Here is a 21312-nt window from a genome sequence, read left to right on the forward strand (position 1 = left end):
CGTCAGCCGCCGCGCAGGCGCGTTTCCAGAAGGTCGAGCTCGCGCACCAGCTTGCGCATGATGTCTTCCGGCAGGCGGTGCGTGCGCGTCAGGTGGTAGAAAGTGTTGCGCTCGGCCTCGATGCCGGCCAGCCGCAGATCGCGTTCGATCGCCTCCATCCTGCGCATCGCCTCCGCGTCTTCGCCGGTAGAGGTGCCGCGCTGCAGGCGCAGGCGATAGACGTCCATGATATGGGCGGCCGCATCCGCATAGATGTCGGCTTCGTCTGCGCTTTTGCCGCTGAGGCGGTATTGCGCCGTCTCCACCGCCTTCATGCCGGCCTGCGCGGCTGCCAGCCGCGCACGGTCTTCTTCTTTCCGGTGGGTCGGTTCCGGCGGCAGATGCAGCCCGGACAGCACCGTCGGCAGGCCGATGCTGGCAATCACCAGCGACAGGATGATGACGCCGGCGGCAAGGAAGATGGCAAGATCGCGCGCAGGGAACGGCGAGCCGTCCGGCAGCAGCAAGGGCAGGCTCATGACGCCGGCAAGCGTGATGGAGCCGCGCACGCCGGCCAGCGCCGTGGCAACCACCAGGCGCCAGTTGGGCGCCGTCACGCTATGGCCGCGCCGCGCCGCACGAAACATGGTGAAGCGAAGCGCCGTCCAGGTCCAGACGAAGCGAAGAAGCACCAGACCCACGGTCATCGCCAGGATGTATATGGCCAGCCATGCCGGCTGGTGGTGGCCCGTGTCGCGGACGACTCCAGCGGCGCCATCGACGATGCGCGGAAGCTGCTCTCCGAGGATCACGAAGGTCATGCCGTTGGCGGCGAACTGGACCGTATCCCAGAAGGAGGCGCGGCGAACGCGCGTCATGGCAAGCGCCTGGCCCCACTGCTCGACATAGCTCATGCTGATGCCGGCGCCCACGGCGGCAAGAATGCCGGAGCATCCGAGATGCTCCGCCAGGAGATAGGCGCCGAAGGGCGTCAGCAGGCTTATGAGGATTTGCGATCCCGTTTCCTCGCCGTAGCGCAGCGAGGTGAAGCGCTTGGCCCGCGTGATCGCGTAGGTGAGCACGATGCCGACCGCCAGCCCGCCGGCCGACATCCAGACAAGGCTGCCGAAAGCATCTGCCAGCGAAAAGGTGCCCGTTGCGGCGGCGACGACCGCGAACCGCATGCAGACGAGGCCGGAGGCATCGTTGAGCAGCGACTCGCCTTCCAGAATGTGCATGAGCCGCGTGGGTATGGGTGTCCGCGACGCGATGGCCGACACGGCGACCGGGTCGGTCGGGGAGACGACCGCGGCCAGCGCAAAGGCCACGGCCAGCGGCATGGAGGGGATAAGCCAGTTCAGGAAGAAGCCAAGGCCGACCACGGTGAAGACGACGAGGCCGAAGGCCAGCGCCAGAATGGTTCTGGCGTCGTGGAACAGGCCGTCCTTGGGAATTCTCCAGCCGTCCAGGAACAAGAGCGGCGGCAGGAACAGCAGCATGAAGATTTCGGGCTGCAGGATAATGCCGAAATCGAAGCTTGCCGAGATCGTGGCGCCAAGCGCGATCTGGACCAGCGGCAACGGTATGGGTAGCGGCAGCGCCCGCGTGATCGTGCCGCTGATCGCGACGGCGACGAGCAGGACAAGTACGGGTAGAACCGATTCCATTCAACTATCCAGACAGGCGATGCCGCATTTGCGGCGGCAGCTTATCCGCCTGCCTTGGATACGACCAGTGGTGTTGCCGGCATGTCTGCCTCGCCCTGTGCGGGCCGGTCGCCGGCAAAGGGAATGCCCACCGAGATCCAGGTTTCCACCAGCGCATCGCGCAGCGTATCGATCAGCGCGTCGCCATGCAGCGGCGTCGGCGTGATGCGCAGGCGTTCGGTGCCACGCGGCACGGTGGGGTAGTTGATCGGCTGGATATAGATGCCATGCCGCGTCAGCAGATGGTCGCTGGCTTGCTTGCAAAGGTCGGGGTCGCCCACCAGCACCGGCACGATGTGCGTGTCCGACGGCATGACCGGCAGGTTCGCGGCAGCAAAAACGGCCTTGGCGCGCGATGCCTGCCGCTGTTGCCCGTCCCGCTCGGCCTGCGATTGCTTCAGATGGCGGATGGAGGCCGTCGCTGCCGCTGCGAGGGCGGGGGGCAGGGCGGTGGTGAAGATGAATCCCGGCGCATAGGAGCGCACGGCGTCGATCAGATGTTGCGAGCCGGTGATGTAGCCGCCGAGGACGCCGAAAGCCTTGGCCAGCGTACCCTCGATCACGTCGATGCGGGCCGCGACACCGTCACGCTCGGAGATGCCGCCGCCGCGCGCGCCGTACATGCCCACCGCATGCACCTCGTCGATATAGGTCATCGCGTTGTAGCGATCCGCGAGGTCGCAGATTTGCGCGATGGGCGCGATGTCGCCATCCATCGAGTAGACGCTCTCGAACACGATCAGCTTGGGGCGGCCGGGTTCTGCCGCCTTCAACAGCTCTTCCAGATGCGCCACGTCGTTGTGGCGGAATATCTGCTTCTTGCCGCCGGCCTTGCGCACGCCCTCGATCATCGAGGCGTGGTTGAGCTCGTCCGACAGGATGAGGCAATCCGGCAGCAGGCGGGCGATGGTGGAGATGGACGCCTCGTTGGAGACGAAGCCGGAGGTGAAGACCAGCGCGGCCTCCTTGCCGTGCAGGTCTGCCAGCTCCTGCTCAAGCTCGACGAGCGGGTGGTTGGTGCCGGAGATATTGCGCGTGCCGCCCGCGCCGGTGCCCATGATGCCGGCTGTCTCGCGCATGGCGGTGACGACCGCATCGTGCTGGCCCATGCCGAGATAGTCGTTGGAACACCAGACGGTGATTTCCTCTGCCTTGCCGTCATGCCGCCAGATCGCCTGCGGGAAACGGCCCGCGATCCGCTCGAGGTCGGCGAAGACGCGGTAACGCTTCTCGGCGTGGAGCGCCTCGATGGCGGACCTGAAGTGGCTCTGATAATCGATCATCCGGAACTCCTTCGTAAGAAGGGTTCTAAGGTCCTGAGCGCGCCAAGTCCATGCCCGGAACGGTGCCTTGGACATTCTGTCCAATACGGCTCAATCCGCCTCTGGGCGGGCCTCGTCCTGCGCGTCATCCGGCTCGTCCATCAGAGACCGGCGCGCCTTGGCCTGCGCCTTGCGCTTCTTCAGATTGTCGCGAAGCTGCTCCTCGAGCCGCTTCTGCCGCTGCACCTTGCCGGGTTCGATAGGCTTGTGGGAACTCATCCGCCATTGCCCCTGTCGTCGGCACGGTTGTAGAGCGTCAGCGCCTCATGCGTGGACAGGCGCGGCCGCCAGCCCGTGCGCAGGCGGATCTTGGCCGTGTCCACCACGAACTCGGCAAAGAGCCTGTCGGTGATCTCGGACTTGCCGGCCAGCCGCGCGACAAGGCGCAGCAGGCCCACCGGCATGGCGAACAGCCCGGGCGACCGGCCCCGCGCACCACGCATGGCCGCGACCAGCTCCGACAGCGTCGTCGGGGCGTCGTCGGCAACCAGGAAGGTGCGGCCGGCAGCGGCCGGATGCACGATCATCGCCATGATGGCCTCGACCGCATTGTCGACGGCCAGGATGCTGCGCCGGTTGCGGGCAGAGCGAAAGGGCAGGGGCAACCGGGTCGCGGCCAGCCTTTCCAGCTTGGCGATGGCGCCCTTTCCGCCGGGTCCGTAAACGGCGGGCAGGCGCATGATCGTATATTCGGTGGCGCTGTCTTCCAGCTCGGCGCGCAGGCGGCGCTCGGCCTCGAGCTTGGAGGCCGCGTAATTGTCGACCGGGCGCGGCCTGTCATCCTCGATGATGGGCTTGTCGCCCTGCATGGAATGAATATTGGCCGTGCTGGCGAAGACGAATCGGCGCACGCCGGTTTCCGCTGCCACCCGCGCCAGCGCGGCGGTGCCACCGGCATTGGCCTGCCCCAGCGCCACCGCGTCGTCCATGGCGGTGTCGCCACGCTCGGGGTTGAGGGCGGCAAGATGCACGATGGCGTCGAGGCCGAGGGGCCATCTCTCGTGCCGGCGTATGCGCGACAAGTCGCGCGGGGAATCCAGCGTCTCGGCCCGCTCGTCCGGGCTTGTCGCGTCCTCGCGCACGAGCACCGTCACCGCGTGCCCTTCGTCGAGCAGGCGCGAAACGAGGCGGCGACCGATGAACCCAGTTGAGCCTGTGACGAGGATGCGCATGAGACTGCTTGAAACGACTCCAATTCGTGATCGGTCGTTTCTTCCTTGCCCAATTCGTGGCTTTGCGGCAATTCGCTTGTCCCATGAAACGTGTTTTTGACATAGCAGCGAGCTTTTTCGGTCTCATATGCTTCGGCTGGCTGATCCTGCTGCTTGCGGCGATGATCCGCCGCGATACGCCGGGACCGGGCATTTTCCGGCAGGTTCGCGTTGGGCGGAACGAGCAGCCCTTCACCTGCTACAAGCTGCGCACCATGGCGTCCGGCACCGTATCGGCGGCCTCGCACGAAACGCCGCGCGCGGCAGTGACGGGGCTTGGCGTGCGCCTGCGCGCCTGGAAACTCGACGAGCTGCCGCAGCTATGGAACGTGTTGAAGGGCGACATGAGCTTCGTTGGCCCGCGCCCCTGCCTGCCTGTCCAGACCGTGCTGATAGAGGCGCGCCGGCGGGAAGGCGCCTTCCGCGTGCGGCCCGGCATTACCGGGCCGGCGCAGGTGCGCGGCATCGACATGTCGGAGCCGGAGCGGCTGGCGCGCATCGACGGCGCCTATGCGCGCGCGTCCGGCTTCTGGAGCGATCTTCTCCTGATCCTCCAGACGGTCACGGGCAAGGGCCGGGGCGACAGGGTGCGGTGATTTCACAAGCGCCGCCAATTGCCTTATAGACCCCGAACTCCCGGCCGCCGGGACCAGATCGAAAGGCCTTCCATGAACCTGATCGACCCAATCGGCTTTGCTGCGGAGCTTGCGGCCCACGCCGAGCGGCATGGCCCCATAACGATCGGCCTTGCCGGAGCCGGCCAGATGGGCACCGACATCGTCGTTCAGGCGGCCTTGATGCGGGGCATCCGCATCGGCGCCATTGCCGCCAGCCGCCCGACCCGGCCGATGGAGGCCATCGCCATGGCCGGCCACAGCGAGGGCCACGGAATCATCGTCGATACGGACGCCGCCATAGACGCCGCCATCGAGGCCGGGCGGATCGCGGTGACGGACGACCTTACGGCACTCACCCGCGCCGGGCGCATCGACGTCGTGGTGGATGCCACGGGCAGCCCCGAGATCGGCACGCTGCTGGCGCTGGAATCCATCCGCAACGGCAAGCATATCGTGATGCTGAACGTGGAAGCCGACATAACGGTCGGCCGCTATCTGGCGGAAGAAGCCCGCAAGGCCGGCGTGGTCTATACGGGGTCCGCCGGGGACGAGCCCGCCGCGACGCTGGACCTGATCGCATTTGCGCAGGCGCTGGGGATGGACGTCATCGCTGCCGGCAAGGGCAAGAACAACGCGCTGGATTTCAACGCCGTGCCGTCCGACTTCGAGGAAGAGGCACGCGCCCGCAACATGAATCCCCGTATTCTGGTGGAATTCGTCGACGGCTCGAAGACCATGGTCGAGATGACGGCCATCGCCAATTGCACCGGGCTGCTGCCCGACGTGCCGGGAATGCACGGCCCTGCCGCCACGCTGGATAATCTGGCGCAAATCCTGTGCACCGAAGCGGATGGTGGCATCCTGTCCCGCCCCGGCTGCGTCGACTACACCATCGGCAAGGGCGTCGCGCCGGGCGTCTTCTGCGTGGTGAAGCCCAGGCACGAGCGCGCCATCGAGCGCATGGCCGACCTGAAGGTCGGGCCCGGGCCCTGCTTCACGCTGACGCGGCCCTTTCACCTGACCAGCCTGGAAACGCCGCTGTCGGCTGCCCGGGCCGTGATGTATCGCAAGCCCGACATGGTTCCGCTGGCGCGCCCCGTTGCCGAATGCGGCGCCATCGCCAAGCGCGACCTGGCCCCCGGCCAGACGCTGCAGCGCATCGGCATGGAAGATTATCGCGGCTACGCCATGACATGGGTAGACGGCCGTGCCGCGAAGGCATTGCCGCTCGGGCTTGCCGAGGGCTCCCGCGTGACGCGGGCCGTCAAGGCCGGCGAGCTTCTGACGCACGAAAATTGCGCGGCGGACGAAAGCCTCAACGTGACGCGTATCCGCAAGGAGATCGACGAGGCCGACACGCAGTACCTAAGGTGATGCATCAGGTGAAGCGGCTGTCGTAAACCTGCCGTAGCGCGCGCTTTTCGCTGTCCATCTGCAATGTCTTTTCGCACCGCTCCAACAGCTCCAGCGCATGGCGGCGCGATGCGGCGCGGAAGTCCGGCCCACCCAGATCGTGCAGGCTGGCGAACGCCTTCATCAGCCGCACCGACACCTCGATCTCGGCCGCGCCATCACGCCCGAACGAGGTGAACATGTCGTCGAACAGATCGTCGGCCTCTATCCGCGCCACATAGACCCGGTCATGGCGGATTTCCGACGCCTCGGACGGCTGCGCGGCGGCGGCCATGACGCGCAGCGACCGCCCGATAATATCGATGGCCGTGCCGATATCGTTGATCGCCGCCGATAGCGCCCGCGCGCCGATCTCGGCAAGCACCGCGACGGCAAAACGCGGGTCCTGGTCGAAGGAGCGTTGATCGCCGATCGTCAGCGCCTGCAGGATTGCTGCATCCTCCGGCAAATCGCCGTCACCTGCGATTTCCAGTACGGGGCGCGAGGGATCGCAAAAGGTGCCGACGTTGGACAGAAGTGCGATCCGGCATTCGTGCCGCTCTGCAAGGGCCTGAAGGCCTGCAAAATCGACGTGCTGGATATATCCTATGGTTCGGCAACGGAGCTTGCGGCGGTTGCCGTCCGCAGGGAAGTCCAGCCTGTTTCGGCAGCCCCTGAACGGATCCTTGGCATAGGCTTCGACGACATCGAGGGCCACCTTCTCCACGCGCTGCGCGGTATCGCCCACGCGGCCGATGCGCGACAGGTAGTCGATCCAGCGCAGCAGGGTAAACACGGTGACCACGATGACGGCGATGGTTGCGCCGAACAGGATGACGCGGCCCTGCTCGCCATAGGTGCCGGTGGACAGGGCGATGATGCCGACGATGGAGTACAGGAACACGCCGACAAAGGTGGACAGCACGTTCTGGCTGGTCGGGTCGGCCATCAGCAGGCGCGTCGCGCGCGGCGTGGCGTTGGTGGTGGCCGAGGAATAGGCGCCCACCATGATGTTGAGCGAGAATGTCGTGACCGCCAGCATGCTGGACGCCAGGATGCCGAGGATATTGTCCACCGCGTCGGCGCCGATGCGGCCGCCGAGTTCCGATGGAATGAGGGGGCTGAGCCACGCCGCCATGAGGGCAGCGATGACGCCGATGGCGGAAAAGATCAGGGATCGGAACCAGAGCCCGCTGGTCAATTGCCTTACGATAAACCGCCAGCGCGACATTCTTTTCTCTTCGGCCCTTTGCGAACGGTCCTTATCTTGGCGCCTTGCTGCGCGGGTCCAGCCTTTCCGCAAGGCCATCGCCCAGAATATTCGCACCCAGCACCGTCATGGCGATGGCCGCACCCGGCGCCAGCGCCATCCATGGGGCAATGCCGAGGTAGCTTTGCGAATCCGCCAGCATGCGGCCCCACGATGGCGAGGGCGGCTGCGTTCCAAGACCGAGATAACCGAGGCCGGCTTCCGTCAGGATGGCGAGCCCGAATTGAAGCGATAGCTGAACCGCCAGAAGACCGCCGATATTGGGCAGCACATGGCTTGCCGCAATCCGCCGGTCGCTGGCGCCAAGCGCCCGCGCCGCCCGTACGAAATCGCTGCGCAGCACCTGTCCGGCCCCGGCATAGGAAACCCTTGCAAAGACCGGCGTGACGAAAAGCGCGATGGCGGCAACCGCGCCGAGCGGCCCGGCCCCGAGCGTGAAAGCCAGCAGCAGAGCCGACAAAACGGGCGGAAAGGCAAACAGGATATCCATGATCCGCATGGTCAGGCCGGCGAGGGCGCCGCCGCGAAGCGCTGCGAAAAGGCCCGTGACGCTGCCGGCGAGGCCGCCGAGCGCCACGGCCGCCAGCGCGATGGACAGGGAGCCCGCCGCCCCCATCATGACCATGGAGGCCGTGTCGCGCCCGAGTTGATCGGTGCCGAGAAGCGCCGTTGCGCCGGGTGGCGTCAGCCGGGCGGGAATGTCCAGGCGCAGGGGCGTCGGGTCCGGCGTCCAGACGAACGACAGAAGAGCCATGGCCGCAGTCACGGTCAGAAGCGCTGTTCCGACGGCGATGCGCCTCATGCAGGCGACCTCGGGTCGGTGGCCGCGATGACGGTCTCGACGGCGAAGTTGACCAGCACGACGATGCCGACGAACAGAAGGATACAGCCCTGCAGCACCGGGATATCCCGTTGCGCCAGCGCCTGTATGGCAAGGCGTCCAAGCCCCGGCAGCACGAAGACGTTTTCCACCAGCACGGCGCCGGCCACGAGGTACGATACCTGCAGGCCCGCAAGCGTCAGGATGGCGGGCAGCGCCGTGCCGAACACATGGCGGCGCATGATGGCCCCATCCGACAAACCTTTCGCACGCGCCGTGCGGACATGATCCTGCGACAGCGCCTCCTGCAACGCGCCGCGCGCGACGCGCGCCAGCACCGCGGCCTGCGGTACGGCAAGGGCGATGGCCGGCAGTATCAGATATGGCAACGCCCCAAACCCATCCTGCCATCCGGGAAAGCTGCCCGTCGGCAAGGGCCCGCTTTGAAAGACCAGAATGAGCAGGATGCCGATGAAGAAGCCGGGCAGGGCGATGCCGCCCTGCGCCAGAAGGGCGACGGCAGCCTCGGCGGCCGGCCGACGGCGCGCCGCCGCCATGGCAAGCGGCAGAGCCAGCAGGGTTGCCGCCAGCATCGCCAGGCCGGCAAGCGGCAGCGTGACGGACAGCCGCTCGAGCAGAAGGCGAGAGACCGGAACGCCGTAGGTTGCCGAAAGCCCGAAATCGCCCCGCGCCGCGTCCCCTATCCAATGCAGGTAGCGAAGCCAGAGCGGCTGATCGAGGCCCAGCTCGGCGCGCAGCGCGGCCAGGGTTTCCGGCGAGGCCGATGTGCCGAGCATGATGGCCGCCTGGTCGCCCGGCAGGACCGACGTCATCAGAAAGATCAGGCTGGCAACCGCCACCAGCGACAGAAGCAGCGTCGCGCCACGTCGCGCCAGGGCGCTGGCCGGGCGGCCCATGCGCCTCACTCGCTGCTCCAGCGAACATCCGTCAAATCGTTGGAGGGAATGGGCTCGTCGTGCCAGAAGCCGGTGAGGCCGCTTCGCCAGACACCGAGCTTCGGCATCACGAACAGGAAGAGCGCCGGGACATCGTCGGCCAGCATCTCCTGCGCTTCGCCATAGAGACTGTCCCTGACGGCGCTGTCGCCGGCCGCCTCCGCGCGCGAAATGATGTCGTTGAAGGCCGGGTTGGCATAGCCGAAATAATAGTCGGGCCGCGCGAAGATATCGATATCCATCGGTTCGGCATGCGCCACGATGGTCATGTCGAAGTCGTGGTTCTGCAGGACATCCGATACCCAGGCCGCCGGAAATTCGGTCGGCACGATCTCCAGGCTGACGCCGATCTCGGCCAGAAAGGCCTGCAGAATTTCGGCCGAGCGCACGGCATAGGGCATCTGCGGAACCTTGATGCGGATGCTGAGCCCGTTGCCGTAACCTGCCTCAACCAAAAGATTTTTTGCCGCATCGGGGTCGTAAGCGAGATGGCCCGTCAAATCCTTGAAGCCCGGATCGTTCGGCGTGTAGTGGCTTCCGATCGGTGTGCCGTAGCCGGACCATGCCCCGTCCACCAGGGCCTGCCTGTCGACGGCCATCATCAAGGCGCGGCGCACGCGCACGTCATCCAGCGGCGGACGGCGAAGGTTCATGCCCGCCACCACCTTCAACTCCGTATTGCCGACGACCGTTTCGAAGGCCGGGTCCGCCTCCAGCGCCGCATAGAGTTCTGGTGCTGCGAACTCCGGAAAGGCATCGACCTGCCCGGAGTTGAGCGCGGCTGCCTGCGCCTGCGGATCGTTGATGAAGCGGAAGGTGGCAGCCGAAAGTTGCGGCGTATGGGCCGTGTTCCAGTAATCGTCGCTCCGCGCCAGCCGCACGCTGTCGCCCGGCTTCCATTCGGCGACGGTGAACGGGCCGGTGCCCACCGGTGCGGTCCGGTTCGTATCGGCGCTGGACGGCTCCACCATGACGCTGGCCGGCCACCCCAGCCAATAGGGGAGATTGCCCGAGGGACGCGACAGGTGGACGATGAGCTTGGCCGGAGCAGGCGCCTCCACGCTGTCGATGGCCGCGAAAAACCGCTTCTGCGGATTGGCCGAGTTTGGCCCGCGCGCGCGGTCCAGTGCAAACTTGGCCACGCCGGCATCGAAGGGGGCCCCGTTATGGAAGCGCACACCCTTCTGCAACTCGAACTCGTAGGTCAGGCCATCGTCCGACAGCGTCCACCGGCGCGCGAGCTGCGGCTGCACCGAGCCGTCCTCGGCGATGCGCGTCAGGCCCTGGAACACGTTCTGCCAGACGATCTGGCCGATGGAAACGGGCGCGGAAATGGTCGGGTCGAGGCCCGCCGGCTCTATCGACATTCCGATCACGACATCGGTTCGCGGCGCCGATAAGGCGCTGCCGCCAAGGGCCAGGGCCAGGCCTGCCGCCAGCATCAATCCGGAAAATCGCATGAGGCTACCGCACCCGCATCAAGAACCGCATGGCCTTCATCCATCACATGCACGGCGCGTTGTCGAGCCCGCGCACGGCGCGTGCTTGACGCTCTTGCGGCGGCAAAATAGTGGAGAGCCATGGACAAGTTCAACGAAGCGGTGAGCCTGCGCTCCAAGGCCGTCACGCGCCTTGCCGACGGGGCAGGGTTCTTCCGTCACATGGCGCGCCAGTATCCGGACGCCTTCGATGCGCGCGCCGGCCGCTTCGCGATGGGGCTGGCGGTAGCCGTGCTGCGCCAGGAAGCCGAGACGCTGACCGTCGAGGCCATGTCCGACGATGCTGGCGATCTGGGCGTCATCAAGGGGATCGTCGCCTACCATATCCAGAACTGGCCGGGTTCCGACGGGTCTTCCGTTGTCTGGACGGGCGATGGCGCCGGGTCGACCGTTTTGCCGCACTTTCGGGCCATGCGCCTGACCGCGCGCCTGTGGTTGACGCCGCGCCTGTGCCGGCTGACGCTGGAAGGGCCGGATCTGCACCGCTTTGCGCGCGGCGGCTGGCATGTCCGGCTGCTGCTGCCCGCCGATAGCAGCAACCCGGTCTGGCCATATGCCGGCCCGGGCGCGCTGCCCATCTGGCCGCAGGGTGCCGACAGGCTGGCCCTGCGCACCTATACGCTGCGCCATGTCCGGCCGGATCGCGGCGAAGTCGATATCGACGTGGTCATGCACCAGCCGGCCGGCCGCATGACCGACTGGGTGTCGCGTGCGGCGCTGGGCGACCCGATCGGCATGATGGGTCCGGGCGGCGGCGAAGTGCCCGAGGTGGATCATGTCTGCCTTGCCGGCGACGAGACGGCCCTTCCGGCTATCGCCCGCGCGCTGGAGCGGCTGCCGGCCGGCGCGCGCGGCCACGCCTTTATCGAGGTTGGCGGGCGTGACGACGAGATGTCGCTGCAAAAACCGGCGGGGGTGGATGTGCGATGGGTGCATCGAATGAACCCCGCAGGCCTTTGCGATGCCCTGCAGCGCGCCGTCGCCGAGTTGGATTGGCCCGGTGGGCAGGGCTCCCTCTATGCCTTTTCCGGCACCGAGTTCGTTGCCTACAAGGCGCTCCGGCATGAGTTCCGCAAGCGGCGCGCGCTCAAGCGCAACCAGCACCTGGCGATGTCCTATTGGCGGCGCGGCATCGCGGAAAGCGCCTGAGCGGCATCAGCCGTCGACGGCACAAAGCGTAGAGCGGGTCAGGAAACGCCGTTCCCGGCCATTGTCGAGCGAGAACATGCCACCGCGACCGGGCACGACGTCGATCAACAGGTCGGTATGCTTCCACGCCTCGTATTGCGAGGCGCTGATATAGAAGGGCGCGCCGCCGATCTCGCCCAGCTTCACGTCCCGGTCGCCGATGATGAAGTCGCCTTGCGGATAGCACATGGGCGACGAGCCGTCGCAGCATCCGCCGGATTGGTGGAACAGGACGGGGCCATGATCCGCGACGATCTCTTCCAGAAGCTGAAGGGCTTCCGGCGTTGCAGTGACCTTGTCCATCGCTCTTCCTCCGGAGGGGGATCGAGCGCCCGTCGCTGGGACGGGCGCTCGATGATGTCTCAAAAGAAGCCGAGCTTCTTCGGGCTGTAGGATACCAGAAGGTTCTTCGTCTGCTGGTAGTGATCGAGCATCATCTTGTGGGTCTCGCGCCCGATGCCGGACTGCTTGTAGCCGCCGAAGGCCGCATGGGCCGGGTAGGCATGGTAGCAATTGGTCCAGACGCGGCCGGCCTGGATGGCGCGTCCGAAGCGGTAGGCCCGGTTTCCATCGCGGGTCCAGACACCGGCGCCGAGGCCATAGAGCGTGTCGTTGGCGATGGACAGCGCCTCTTCATCGTCCTTGAAGGTTGTGACGGACACGACCGGCCCGAAGATCTCCTCCTGGAAGACGCGCATCTTGTTGTGACCCTTGAAGACGGTCGGCTTGACATAGTAGCCGCCGGCCAGGTCGCCCGGCAGTTCGTTGCGCGCGCCGCCCGTCAGCACCTCGGCGCCTTCCTGACGGCCGATGTCGAGGTAGGAGAGGATCTTTTCGAGCTGCTCGCTGGAGGCCTGCGCCCCGATCATCGTGGACGGATCGAGCGGATCGCCCTGCGTGATCGCTTCCACGCGCTTCAGCGCGCGCTCCATGAAGCGGTCGTAGATGGATTCGTGGATCAGCGCGCGGCTTGGGCAGGTGCACACCTCGCCCTGATTGAGCGCGAACATGACGAAGCCTTCGATAGCCTTGTCGAAGAAGTCGTCATCCTCTGCCGTTACATCCTGGAAGAAGATGTTGGGTGATTTGCCACCCAGCTCCAACGTGACCGGAATGAGGTTCTGGCTGGCATATTGCATGATGAGGCGGCCGGTGGTGGTTTCACCGGTGAAGGCGATCTTGGCGATCCGGGGCGAAGAGGCCAGCGGCTTGCCGGCTTCCAGCCCGAAACCGTTGACGATATTGAGAACGCCTTCCGGCAGGATGTCGGCGATCAGGTCCGCCCACAGCAGGATGGAGGCCGGCGTCTGCTCGGCCGGCTTCAGCACCACGCAATTGCCTGCGGCAAGCGCGGGAGCAAGCTTCCAGCAGGCCATCAGGATGGGGAAGTTCCACGGAATGATCTGCCCGACGACGCCGAGAGGCTCGTGGAAATGGTAGGCGACGGTGTCGTGGTCGATTTCGGAGAGTGCACCCTCCTGCGCGCGCACCGCGCTGGCAAAGTAGCGGAAATGGTCGATCGCCAGCGGAATGTCGGCCGCCGTCGTTTCGCGGATGGGCTTGCCGTTGTCCCAGGTCTCGGCCAGCGCCAGAAGATCCAGATTCTCTTCCATGCGGTCGGCGATGCGGTTGAGCAGCAATGCGCGCTCGGCCGGGCTGGTGCGGCCCCATGCTTCCTTGGCGGCATGGGCGGCATCCAGCGCCGCTTCCACATCGTCGGCATTGGAGCGTGCCACGCGGCACAGCACCTGGCCGTTGACCGGCGAAGTGTCGTCGAAATACTGGCCTGAACGGGGCTCGACGAACTTGCCGCCGATGAAGTTGCCGTAAGACTCCGCGTAGGGCGATTTCTGCGTGCGGTAGAATTCCACCTTGTTCATCTTTTTCCTCCCGAAAAAGGCGATGCCGCGCCTGCGGCGGCGAGACGCCCATCTGAACCGACCCGCCGCCGCCTGTCAGGCGGGTGGGCGGGCACCGCGTCCGGCACCTGTCGCAGCTTTGCGACAGGCCCGGCGTCAAACCGTCAGTGATGACGGCCGATATTCAGCCTGTTCAATTTCCGGTGCAGTGTCGCGCGGCTGATGCCAAGGCTGCGCGCGGCGGCGGAAACCTGGTTGCCGTTCCGGGCGAGGGCGCGCAGCACGGTCGCCCGCTCGGCGGATTCCAGATCGTCTTCCGCTTCGCCGAAGATGTTGTCGGCCGGCAATGGCCGACCGTCCACGAGCGCCGACATGTCCTGCGACAGCCGCGCGCCGCGCGTTGCCCCGACGATCAGGTCGTGCCTGTCCACCGCAACGAGGCCGCCGGGGCCGCGTTCGGTGGCCGGCGACAACAGGATGCGCTCTCCGGCAAAGACGCTGCGGAAATTATCGTTTTCGATTCGGCGGGCCGCCTCGTTGACCGACAGCGCGATCAGTTGCGCGAACTCGAGCGTCAGGTCCTTGCGGCAGGACGAAACGTCGAGCGCCGCCACCAGCCGCCCCTCATGGTCGAAGACGGGGGCGGTGGTGCAGCTCAGCAGCGTGTTGCGCGAAAAGAAATGCTGGTCGCGATGGATGGTGACGCCGCGCTCTTCCACGAGGCAGGTGCCGATGCCGTTGGTGCCTTCGGATTCCTCGCTCCAGACGGTTCCCGTCCACAATCCCCAATCGCGGAAGGTGGCATCGTCGGCCGCGGCGCCGCGCCGCTCGATGGGGATGCCGCTGGCATCGGCCAGAAGGACGCAGCAGCCGATTCCGCCAACGGCGGCATAGAGCCTGTCCAGCGTATCGCCGGCAACGGACATAAGCCGTTGCAGCGGCTCGCGGATGCGGACAAGCTCGGGTTCGGACAGTTGTTTCGGCGGCGTATGCTGTTCCGGATGCAGGCGATGAAGCGTCACGGAGCGCTGCCAGGAGGCGACAAGCGCAGAACGCGCGGCGCCGCCACTGGCCAATGCCGTTTCGACCAAGGCAACATGCTGGCTGCGACTGGCTTGCAAGCATTCCTCCCACGACGGTGGGTATGGGACCGGGCGGCTCGCGGCTCCCATCGCTTATTGTCGCCGCCCGGCCTATACACCGCCGGGAACGTTAGACCCTGCGCGCCTCCACGTCCACGAAAGCTTGTGCTGCAACGCGGCGAACGCCGTTGCCCTGCGTCTCGTCCCAGGCGGGCAGCCCATGTGCGAGGGCCGTGCAGGCCAGCGCCACGGTGTGCGGGATGCGCACGGGCTTGCCGCTTTCCCGTCGGACCCCGAGTTCGTAATTGTAGATGGATGGCAGCGAAAGCCCGAGTGCCTGCGCGGCCCGTCGCCGCGAAAGGCCGCACCGCTCTCGCCATGTCTTGAAGTCAGCGGGTGTCATGCAGAATCAATCTCCAATACCACGCGAGCCGCCTGACGGACGGAAAGACAAAACCAATACCTCTAATTGATTGCAAAATCAACTAAATGAATGCGAAGGCGATGCCGCAGTCGTCTTGCCCTTCCTTCGACAGTGGCAGGACCGGAAGGAAAGGAGTTTCAGCCGCTTGCCGCCACCCGGCCGGATGCACCATCCTTCAGGAGCAGGTCGCGAATGCGGGCGACGGCGTCGTCCATCGTGACCTGATAGGGAAGCATTCCCTTAAGCCGTCCGTCCGCGCCCACCAGGAACACCGACATCGAATGGCTCATGCTGAAGTCGTCGCCCGCCCTGTTTTCGTTCGCCGTGACGAGCCAGGCGTCCAGAACCTTCCGGATTTCCGCCTTGTCACCGGTGATGCCGGTGATCCGGTCCGAGAACGCCCCGACATAGGGCCCAAGGACCTCCAATGTGTCGCGCTCCGGATCGATGGTGAAGAACAGTGCCTGGAGCGGGTCGCCTTCAGCACCCAGTTGCTGCAGCCATCCCGACATCTCGTAAAGCGTCGTCGGGCACACTTCCGGGCAGTGCGTATAGCCGAAATAGACCAGCGAGGGACGTCCCTTGAAAATCGTCTGGTCTACGCTTTCGCCGCGCGTGCTCATAAGCTGGAACGGCGCGTCGGGCCTGCCGCTGGGCCGGGCGATGGCGGTATAGGCGAGGACGCCGACCAGGAAAGCCATGAGGGTCGCCAGTCCGCCGATTGCCAGCAGGCGGTTGGATCGCGTGGTCATGGGTGGCTCCCGTTCGATGAGGGAAGGGGTGTCGACGCCGTCTGCCGGCCGGTGGCGGATCGACGGCGGCGCGCGTCGTCCTGCAGGACATAGGCCGTTGCGCCGGCGACGATCGCGGCAAGGCCGAACCAGGTGAGCGCATAGACGAGATGCGAGTTGCGGAAGGCAACGACGGTCAGCCCGCCGACCGGCAGCCCGCCAGGGTTGGGCGTCGCATCGGCATCGACGAAATAGGGTTGGGCATCCGGCAGGGCGCGCGCCGCGGCGATGGCCGCGACATCGCGCGAAAACCATCGTTCGGCCGCCGGATCGTTGTTGCGCAGGAAGCCGCCACCTGGCTCGCTCAGGCGGACAAGGCCGGTGACGTCGACGGTGCCGTCGAGCTGGCCCTCGGTGCGGCTGTCCGGGGAACGTCGATCGCCGGGCACGAAGCCGCGATTGACGAGAACCGTTCCGCCCGATGCCAGAGACAGGGGCGTCACCACCCAGAAGCCCGGCCCCTGTTCGGTCACGGCCTGCACCAGTGTCTCCTGCCCGTGCCGGAAAGCGCCGCGCAGCGTGACATGGCGATACTCGTCGCGGGTCTCGTCGAAGGGCGCTTGCCCCTCGGTGCCGGGGGCGGCAGCGGGGGCGGCGTGGATGCGTGCGTCGACCCGCTCGATGAGGTCGAGCTTCCAGTACAGCCGTTCGACCTGCCAGACCCCGAGCGAAACGAAGCCCAGCGTCAGAAGTGCGCCGCAGGCTGCCACCACGGCGCTTCGACGCCTTGAGGCAACGGGCGCGGACGGCGTTGCGGCCTGTGGCGCACGGTGGGTCACGGCGTGTTGCTGACCTCGCCCATCGGCATCATGTTGGTGTTGAGGTGGTACATGACCCACAGCGAGCCAGCCAGCATGATCACCGTGATGACCACGGTGAATATGAGGGCCAGCATGTTCCAGCCGCCTTCGGAATGCGAGTTCATGTGCAGGAAGTAGACCATGTGGACCACGATCTGCACGACGGCGAACCCCATGATGAGGAAAGCCGTCATCTGCGGCGTAATGCCGAAATCGCGCATGGCCAGCAGGAACGGGATCGCGGTCAGGACGACCGAGAGCCCGAAGCCGATCATGTAGCCGCGGATCGTGCCGTGTGCCGCGGTATCGTGGTGATGGCCGTCGGCGGCGTGGGCGGAGTGGTTGCGGTCGCTCATGACAGGGAGCCTATCAGGTAGACGAAGGAGAAGACGCCGATCCAGACGACGTCGAGGAAGTGCCAGAACATGGACAGGCACATCAGGCGGCGGCGGTTGTCGGCGATGATGCCGCGCTGGCCGATCTGCACCAGAAGGACGGTGAGCCAGATGCAGCCGAACAGGACGTGCAGGCCGTGCGTGCCGACCAGCGTGAAGAAGGCCGACAGGAAGGCGCTGCGCTGCGGGCCGGCGCCGATCTCGATCAGGTGGTGGAACTCGTAGATTTCCAGCCCCAGGAAGACGAGACCCAGAACCAGCGTGACGGCAAGCCATGCCGTCATCGCTTTCTGCCGTGCATTCTGCATGGCGATCATGGCCATGCCGAAGGTGAGGGACGACAGAAGCAGCATCGTCGTGGCAATGGCCACGAGGTTGAGGTCGAACAGGTCGGCCCCGGACGGGCCGGCCGCGTAGGACCGGCCGTAGACGCCGAAGCAGGCGAACAGGACCGCGAAGATGAGGCAGTCGCTCATCAGGTAGATCCAGAAGCCCAGCATCGTGCCGCCGTCGGACTCGCCGTGATGCTCGTCCTCGAGGACGTAGAAATCGACGGGCTCGTTGGCGGTGGTGGCGGTGTGTGCGTTCACCATCGTGTCAGGCTCCGGCTGCGAGGGCTTTGGTGCGGCGGTTTTCTTCCTCGGCCACCGTGTCGACGGGGATGTAATAATCCCAGTCGTAGTTGAAGGTGTGCGCGATGGCGACGACGAGGATCGCCGCGAAGCTGACGGCTGCAAGCCACCAGATGTACCAGACCATCGCGAAGCCGAAGGCCAGGGCCAGACCCGACAGGATGATGCCCGTGCCGGTGTTGCGCGGCATGTGGATGGGCATGAAGCCCTTGGCCGGGCGCTGGTGGCCGCGCCGCTTCATGTCCCACCACGCATCCTGATCGTAGACGACGGGGGCGAAGGCGAAGTTGTAGGCCGGCGGCGGCGACGACGTCGCCCACTCCAGCGTGCGGCCGCCCCACGGGTCGCCCGTCACATCCTTGAGCTGTTCGCGGTTGCGGATGCTGACATATATCTGCACCAGGAACGAGGCGATGCCGATGGCGATCAGCACCGCGCCGAAGGCGGCGATGACGAACCATATCTGCAGCGAAGGATCGTCGAAATGGTTGACGCGGCGGGTAACGCCCATCAGCCCCAGCACGTAGAGCGGGGTGAAGGCAAACCAGTAGCCGGCCAGCCAGAACCAGAAGCTCATCTTGCCCCAGAACGGATCCAGCCGGAAACCGAATGCCTTGGGGAACCAGTAGTTGATACCGGCAAAGAGGCCGAAGACGACGCCGCCGATGATGACGTTATGGAAGTGCGCCACCAGGAACAGCGAGTTGTGCAGCACGAAGTCGGCCGGCGGAACGGCCAGCAGCACGCCCGTCATGCCGCCCACGGTAAAGGTGACCATGAAGCCCACTGTCCACAGCATCGGCACGTCGAAGCGGATGCGGCCCCGATACATGGTGAACAGCCAGTTGAATATCTTGGCCCCTGTCGGGATCGAGATGATCATGGTGGTGATGCCGAAGAACGAGTTGACCGTCGCCCCGGCGCCCATGGTGAAGAAGTGGTGCAGCCACACCAGGTAGGAAAGAATGGTGATGACGACCGTGGCGTAGACCATCGACACGTAGCCGAAGAGGCGCTTGCCGGAATAGGTCGACACGACTTCCGAGAAGATGCCGAACACCGGCAGGATAAGGATGTAGACTTCCGGGTGGCCCCAGATCCACACGAGGTTCACGTACATCATCGGATTGCCGCCGAGATCGTTCGTGAAGAAGTTCGTGCCGACATAGCGGTCGAGCGTCAGAAGCGTGATGACGACGGTCAGCACCGGGAAGGACGCGACGATGAGCACGTTGGTGCACAGCGACGTCCAGGTGAAGATGGGCATCTGCATCATGCCCATGCCCTTGGCGCGCATCTTGACGATGGTCACGATGAGGTTGATGCCGGACAGGGTCGTGCCGATGCCCGCGATCTGTAGTGCCCAGAGGTAGTAATCCACACCGACGCCGGGACTGTAGGCAGCCCCCGACAAGGGCGGGTAGGCCAGCCAGCCGGTGCGGGCGAACTCGCCGACGAACAGCGACACCATCACCAGGGCGGCGCCGGCGGCCGTCAGCCAGAAGGACAGATTGTTGAGGAAGGGAAAGGCGACGTCGCGCGCGCCGATCTGCAGCGGCATGACGTAGTTCATCAGGCCCGTCACCAGCGGCATGGCGACGAAGAAGATCATGATGACGCCGTGCGCGGTGAAGATCTGGTCGTAATGGTGCGGCGGCAGGAAGCCTTCATTGGCGCCGAAGGCCATGGCCTGCTGCGCGCGCATCAGCAGCGCATCCGAAAAGCCGCGCAAGAGCATCACGATGGCCAGGATCACGTACATGATGCCGATCTTCTTGTGATCGACCGACGTGAACCACTCTTTCCACAGATAGCCCCAGAGACGATATTTGGTCAGGGCATATATCAGCGCCAGCCCAAGGACGGCGACGCCGGCGAAGGTCGTCACCAGGATTGGGTCGTAATAGGGGATCGCTCCGAGGCTGAGACGCCCGAAGATCAGTTCCATAAGGCCCGTATTGGATTCCATGGCTCGGTTCGTTCCTTGCGCGTTCGGGTACGGGCCGCCGGCCCGGCGGTCTTTTTAGTTGAGCTGGTCCGGTGCGGCGGTACCCGTGTCCGGGTTGTCGCCGCGCGGGCCTTCATGAGGTGCGGTATCGCCGCTTTCCGTTTCGTCGGAGCGCGGCAGGCGGTCGGTGGCAGGGAAGGTGGCGCCGGGCGCCTCCGCACCATCGCCCGCGCCCGCCCCCGCACCGGCATAGCCGGACGAGCCATGGCCGTGCTGCGTGCCGTGGATGCGGTTGGCATCGTACATCAGCCGGTCCATGTTGCTGAGGCTGTCGATGCCGCCGCCGCCCTGCATGTCGATGTGCATCATCTCGTCGGCGCACATGCGGCCGGGTTCGACGCACATGTTCAGGACGGCCTGGAACAGGCCGGGATCCACCTCCGAGAAGTAATGGACCGGCTCGAGCTCGCTGGGTTGCTCGACTTCCATGTAGCGCTCGCGCGTCAGCGGCTGGCCCTCGGCGCGCACCCGCTCCACCCATGCGTCGAAATCGCCGTCCGACAGGCCGAGGAACTGAAAGTGCATGTTGGAGAAGCCGGAGCCGGAATAGTTGGAGGCGATGCCCTGGTAGGTCCCCTCCTGGTTGATGACGGCGTGAAGCTGCGTCTGCATGCCCGGCATGGCGTAGATCATGCCCGACATCGCCGGGATGTAGAACGAGTTCATGATGGACGAGGAGGTGAGCCGGAAGTTGATCGGCGTATCCACCGGCGCCGCCAGCTGGTTGACGGTCGCGATGCCGAGCTCGGGGTAGATGAACATCCATTTCCAGTCGAGCGCGACCACCTGAACGGTGATCGTCGGGGTCTCTTCCGTCACCGGGCGATCCGGCCCGATGCGGCTGAGCGGACGGTAGGGATCGAGCAGATGGGTGAACAGCCACGTCATCGCGCCGAGCGCGATGATGATAAGAAGCGGCGCCGTCCAGATGATGACTTCGAGCTTGGTGGAGTGGTTCCAGTCCGGATCGTAATCGTGCCGCTTCGCGCTGGCGCGATAGCGCCATGCGAAGAACAGCGTGAAGACGATCACCGGTATGATGATCAGCAGCATCAGGCCCGTCGACCAGAGGATCAGGTTTGCCTGGCGCGAGGCGACGTCACCGGCCGGGTTCATGACGATCATGTTGCAGCCGCCGAGGAACAGCAGCGGCAACAGGAGAAGAAGGCGGAACGGTTTCGAAGGCAAATCTTGAGTCCCCGGCCTGAGCGTCTGGTAGCCTGCCTGTAAGTCTTTGGCGGCTGGTGAGGGATTGGACGTTTTGTCCACCCCACACCCCTTTGACCTCGATGCGCGCGTGCGACTATTGGGCAGTGATGGAAAGCATTATAGGCTGTCTGCGGAACCGATACAGCCCAGCG

Annotated in this window: 21 protein-coding genes; 3 read left to right on the forward strand and 18 right to left on the reverse strand. The window is 65.6% G+C overall.

What is annotated here, in order from left to right; translation table 11 throughout:
• Positions 1-2: 2 nt before the first annotated feature.
• From AUL31_RS11620 to AUL31_RS11630, 4 genes are all read right to left on the reverse strand, one after another.
• Positions 3-1646 (reverse strand): Na+/H+ antiporter, encoded by a 1644-nt coding sequence (locus AUL31_RS11620; protein ID WP_060606371.1) that lies wholly within the window; start codon positions 1644-1646, stop codon positions 3-5.
• A gap of 41 nt (positions 1647-1687) precedes the next feature.
• Complete coding sequence (hemA, locus tag AUL31_RS11625) at positions 1688-2968, reverse strand: 5-aminolevulinate synthase (RefSeq protein ID WP_409359964.1); 1281 nt, start codon at positions 2966-2968, stop codon at positions 1688-1690.
• A gap of 90 nt (positions 2969-3058) precedes the next feature.
• Positions 3059-3226: a hypothetical protein gene (locus tag AUL31_RS20505; RefSeq protein WP_192842523.1), complete on the reverse strand. Its 168-nt coding sequence runs from the start codon at positions 3224-3226 to the stop codon at positions 3059-3061.
• Positions 3223-4179, reverse strand: a complete 957-nt coding sequence (locus AUL31_RS11630) for an NAD-dependent epimerase/dehydratase family protein (protein WP_060606375.1) — start codon at positions 4177-4179, stop codon at positions 3223-3225. The genes AUL31_RS20505 and AUL31_RS11630 overlap by 4 nt, the downstream gene beginning before the upstream one ends.
• Before the next feature lie 83 nt (positions 4180-4262).
• Between AUL31_RS11630 and AUL31_RS11635 the strand changes: the two genes are divergently transcribed.
• Together AUL31_RS11635 and AUL31_RS11640 are read left to right on the forward strand one after the other, a co-directional pair.
• Positions 4263-4814: a sugar transferase gene (locus AUL31_RS11635; RefSeq protein ID WP_060606378.1), complete on the forward strand. Its 552-nt coding sequence runs from the start codon at positions 4263-4265 to the stop codon at positions 4812-4814.
• 72 nt (positions 4815-4886) lie between these two features.
• On the forward strand, positions 4887-6209 hold the full coding sequence (locus AUL31_RS11640) for an NAD(P)H-dependent oxidoreductase (protein WP_060606381.1): 1323 nt from the start codon (positions 4887-4889) through the stop codon (positions 6207-6209).
• Positions 6210-6213: 4 nt separating this feature from the next.
• Here the strand turns inward: AUL31_RS11640 and AUL31_RS11645 are convergent, their stop codons facing one another.
• Genes AUL31_RS11645 through AUL31_RS11660 form a run of 4 tightly spaced genes read right to left on the reverse strand, consistent with a single transcriptional unit; the run spans position 6214 to position 10733 of the window.
• Positions 6214-7458, reverse strand: coding sequence for a DUF2254 domain-containing protein (locus tag AUL31_RS11645; RefSeq protein WP_060606383.1), 1245 nt, complete (start codon positions 7456-7458; stop codon positions 6214-6216).
• A 31-nt stretch (positions 7459-7489) separates the two neighbouring features.
• A complete protein-coding gene (locus AUL31_RS11650; RefSeq protein WP_060606388.1) occupies positions 7490-8299 on the reverse strand; it encodes an ABC transporter permease in 810 nt (269 codons plus the stop codon).
• The gene (locus AUL31_RS11655; protein ID WP_060606391.1) at positions 8296-9234 is read right to left on the reverse strand and encodes an ABC transporter permease; all 939 of its coding nucleotides are present in this window, start codon (positions 9232-9234) and stop codon (positions 8296-8298) included. The genes AUL31_RS11650 and AUL31_RS11655 overlap by 4 nt, the downstream gene beginning before the upstream one ends.
• 5 nt (positions 9235-9239) lie before the next feature.
• Complete coding sequence (locus AUL31_RS11660) at positions 9240-10733, reverse strand: ABC transporter substrate-binding protein (RefSeq protein ID WP_060606393.1); 1494 nt, start codon at positions 10731-10733, stop codon at positions 9240-9242.
• Positions 10734-10853: 120 nt separating this feature from the next.
• Here AUL31_RS11660 and AUL31_RS11665 point away from each other — a divergent pair, with 120 nt between their 5' ends.
• A complete protein-coding gene (locus AUL31_RS11665; protein WP_060606396.1) occupies positions 10854-11921 on the forward strand; it encodes a siderophore-interacting protein in 1068 nt (355 codons plus the stop codon).
• Between the two features lie 6 nt (positions 11922-11927).
• On the opposite strand, the gene AUL31_RS11670 is transcribed toward AUL31_RS11665, so the two are convergent.
• The 10 genes from AUL31_RS11670 to cyoA all read right to left on the reverse strand — a co-directional run bounded on the left by AUL31_RS11670 (position 11928) and on the right by cyoA (position 21076).
• The gene (locus tag AUL31_RS11670; RefSeq protein WP_060606400.1) at positions 11928-12263 is read right to left on the reverse strand and encodes a DUF779 domain-containing protein; all 336 of its coding nucleotides are present in this window, start codon (positions 12261-12263) and stop codon (positions 11928-11930) included.
• 59 nt (positions 12264-12322) lie between these two features.
• On the reverse strand, positions 12323-13840 hold the full coding sequence (gene adh, locus AUL31_RS11675; RefSeq protein ID WP_060606402.1) for an aldehyde dehydrogenase: 1518 nt from the start codon (positions 13838-13840) through the stop codon (positions 12323-12325).
• A gap of 143 nt (positions 13841-13983) precedes the next feature.
• Positions 13984-14940, reverse strand: a complete 957-nt coding sequence (locus AUL31_RS11680) for a GAF domain-containing protein (protein ID WP_060606405.1) — start codon at positions 14938-14940, stop codon at positions 13984-13986.
• A 91-nt stretch (positions 14941-15031) separates the two neighbouring features.
• Positions 15032-15304 (reverse strand): helix-turn-helix domain-containing protein, encoded by a 273-nt coding sequence (locus AUL31_RS11685; protein ID WP_073469320.1) that lies wholly within the window; start codon positions 15302-15304, stop codon positions 15032-15034.
• Positions 15305-15462: 158 nt separating this feature from the next.
• Complete coding sequence (locus AUL31_RS11690) at positions 15463-16077, reverse strand: SCO family protein (protein ID WP_060606408.1); 615 nt, start codon at positions 16075-16077, stop codon at positions 15463-15465.
• Positions 16074-16895 (reverse strand): SURF1 family protein, encoded by an 822-nt coding sequence (locus AUL31_RS11695; protein WP_060606411.1) that lies wholly within the window; start codon positions 16893-16895, stop codon positions 16074-16076. Before AUL31_RS11695 ends, AUL31_RS11690 begins: the two co-directional genes overlap by 4 nt.
• Complete coding sequence (cyoD, locus tag AUL31_RS11700; protein WP_060606414.1) at positions 16892-17272, reverse strand: cytochrome o ubiquinol oxidase subunit IV; 381 nt, start codon at positions 17270-17272, stop codon at positions 16892-16894. The genes AUL31_RS11695 and cyoD overlap by 4 nt, the downstream gene beginning before the upstream one ends.
• Positions 17269-17904 (reverse strand): cytochrome o ubiquinol oxidase subunit III, encoded by a 636-nt coding sequence (gene cyoC, locus AUL31_RS11705; protein WP_060606417.1) that lies wholly within the window; start codon positions 17902-17904, stop codon positions 17269-17271. The genes cyoD and cyoC overlap by 4 nt, the downstream gene beginning before the upstream one ends.
• A 4-nt stretch (positions 17905-17908) precedes the next feature.
• On the reverse strand, positions 17909-19912 hold the full coding sequence (cyoB, locus tag AUL31_RS11710) for a cytochrome o ubiquinol oxidase subunit I (protein WP_060606421.1): 2004 nt from the start codon (positions 19910-19912) through the stop codon (positions 17909-17911).
• A 54-nt stretch (positions 19913-19966) separates the two neighbouring features.
• A complete protein-coding gene (gene cyoA, locus AUL31_RS11715; protein WP_060606859.1) occupies positions 19967-21076 on the reverse strand; it encodes a ubiquinol oxidase subunit II in 1110 nt (369 codons plus the stop codon).
• Positions 21077-21312 lie beyond the last annotated feature (236 nt).

The sequence above is a fragment of the Aureimonas altamirensis genome (assembly GCF_001463885.1).
GTDB classification, from domain to species: domain Bacteria; phylum Pseudomonadota; class Alphaproteobacteria; order Rhizobiales; family Rhizobiaceae; genus Aureimonas; species Aureimonas altamirensis.

Excerpts from the sequence above, each read along its gene's own strand:
- AUL31_RS11640 (WP_060606381.1), top strand. The coding sequence starts at position 4,887 with ATGAACCTGATCGACCCAATCGGCTTTGCTGCGGAGCTTGCGGCCCAC.
- AUL31_RS11650 (WP_060606388.1), bottom strand. The coding sequence starts at position 8,299 with ATGAGGCGCATCGCCGTCGGAACAGCGCTTCTGACCGTGACTGCGGCC.
- cyoC (WP_060606417.1), bottom strand. The coding sequence starts at position 17,904 with ATGGTGAACGCACACACCGCCACCACCGCCAACGAGCCCGTCGATTTC.
- AUL31_RS11685 (WP_073469320.1), bottom strand. The coding sequence starts at position 15,304 with ATGACACCCGCTGACTTCAAGACATGGCGAGAGCGGTGCGGCCTTTCG.
- AUL31_RS11690 (WP_060606408.1), bottom strand. The coding sequence starts at position 16,077 with ATGACCACGCGATCCAACCGCCTGCTGGCAATCGGCGGACTGGCGACC.
- AUL31_RS11655 (WP_060606391.1), bottom strand. The coding sequence starts at position 9,234 with ATGGGCCGCCCGGCCAGCGCCCTGGCGCGACGTGGCGCGACGCTGCTT.
- cyoD (WP_060606414.1), bottom strand. The coding sequence starts at position 17,272 with ATGAGCGACCGCAACCACTCCGCCCACGCCGCCGACGGCCATCACCAC.
- AUL31_RS20505 (WP_192842523.1), bottom strand. The coding sequence starts at position 3,226 with ATGAGTTCCCACAAGCCTATCGAACCCGGCAAGGTGCAGCGGCAGAAG.
- AUL31_RS11645 (WP_060606383.1), bottom strand. The coding sequence starts at position 7,458 with ATGTCGCGCTGGCGGTTTATCGTAAGGCAATTGACCAGCGGGCTCTGG.
- AUL31_RS11670 (WP_060606400.1), bottom strand. The coding sequence starts at position 12,263 with ATGGACAAGGTCACTGCAACGCCGGAAGCCCTTCAGCTTCTGGAAGAG.
- cyoB (WP_060606421.1), bottom strand. The coding sequence starts at position 19,912 with ATGGAATCCAATACGGGCCTTATGGAACTGATCTTCGGGCGTCTCAGC.
- AUL31_RS11620 (WP_060606371.1), bottom strand. The coding sequence starts at position 1,646 with ATGGAATCGGTTCTACCCGTACTTGTCCTGCTCGTCGCCGTCGCGATC.
- AUL31_RS11630 (WP_060606375.1), bottom strand. The coding sequence starts at position 4,179 with ATGCGCATCCTCGTCACAGGCTCAACTGGGTTCATCGGTCGCCGCCTC.
- AUL31_RS11635 (WP_060606378.1), top strand. The coding sequence starts at position 4,263 with ATGAAACGTGTTTTTGACATAGCAGCGAGCTTTTTCGGTCTCATATGC.
- cyoA (WP_060606859.1), bottom strand. The coding sequence starts at position 21,076 with ATGATCGTCATGAACCCGGCCGGTGACGTCGCCTCGCGCCAGGCAAAC.
- hemA (WP_409359964.1), bottom strand. The coding sequence starts at position 2,968 with ATGATCGATTATCAGAGCCACTTCAGGTCCGCCATCGAGGCGCTCCAC.
- adh (WP_060606402.1), bottom strand. The coding sequence starts at position 13,840 with ATGAACAAGGTGGAATTCTACCGCACGCAGAAATCGCCCTACGCGGAG.
- AUL31_RS11660 (WP_060606393.1), bottom strand. The coding sequence starts at position 10,733 with ATGCGATTTTCCGGATTGATGCTGGCGGCAGGCCTGGCCCTGGCCCTT.
- AUL31_RS11665 (WP_060606396.1), top strand. The coding sequence starts at position 10,854 with ATGGACAAGTTCAACGAAGCGGTGAGCCTGCGCTCCAAGGCCGTCACG.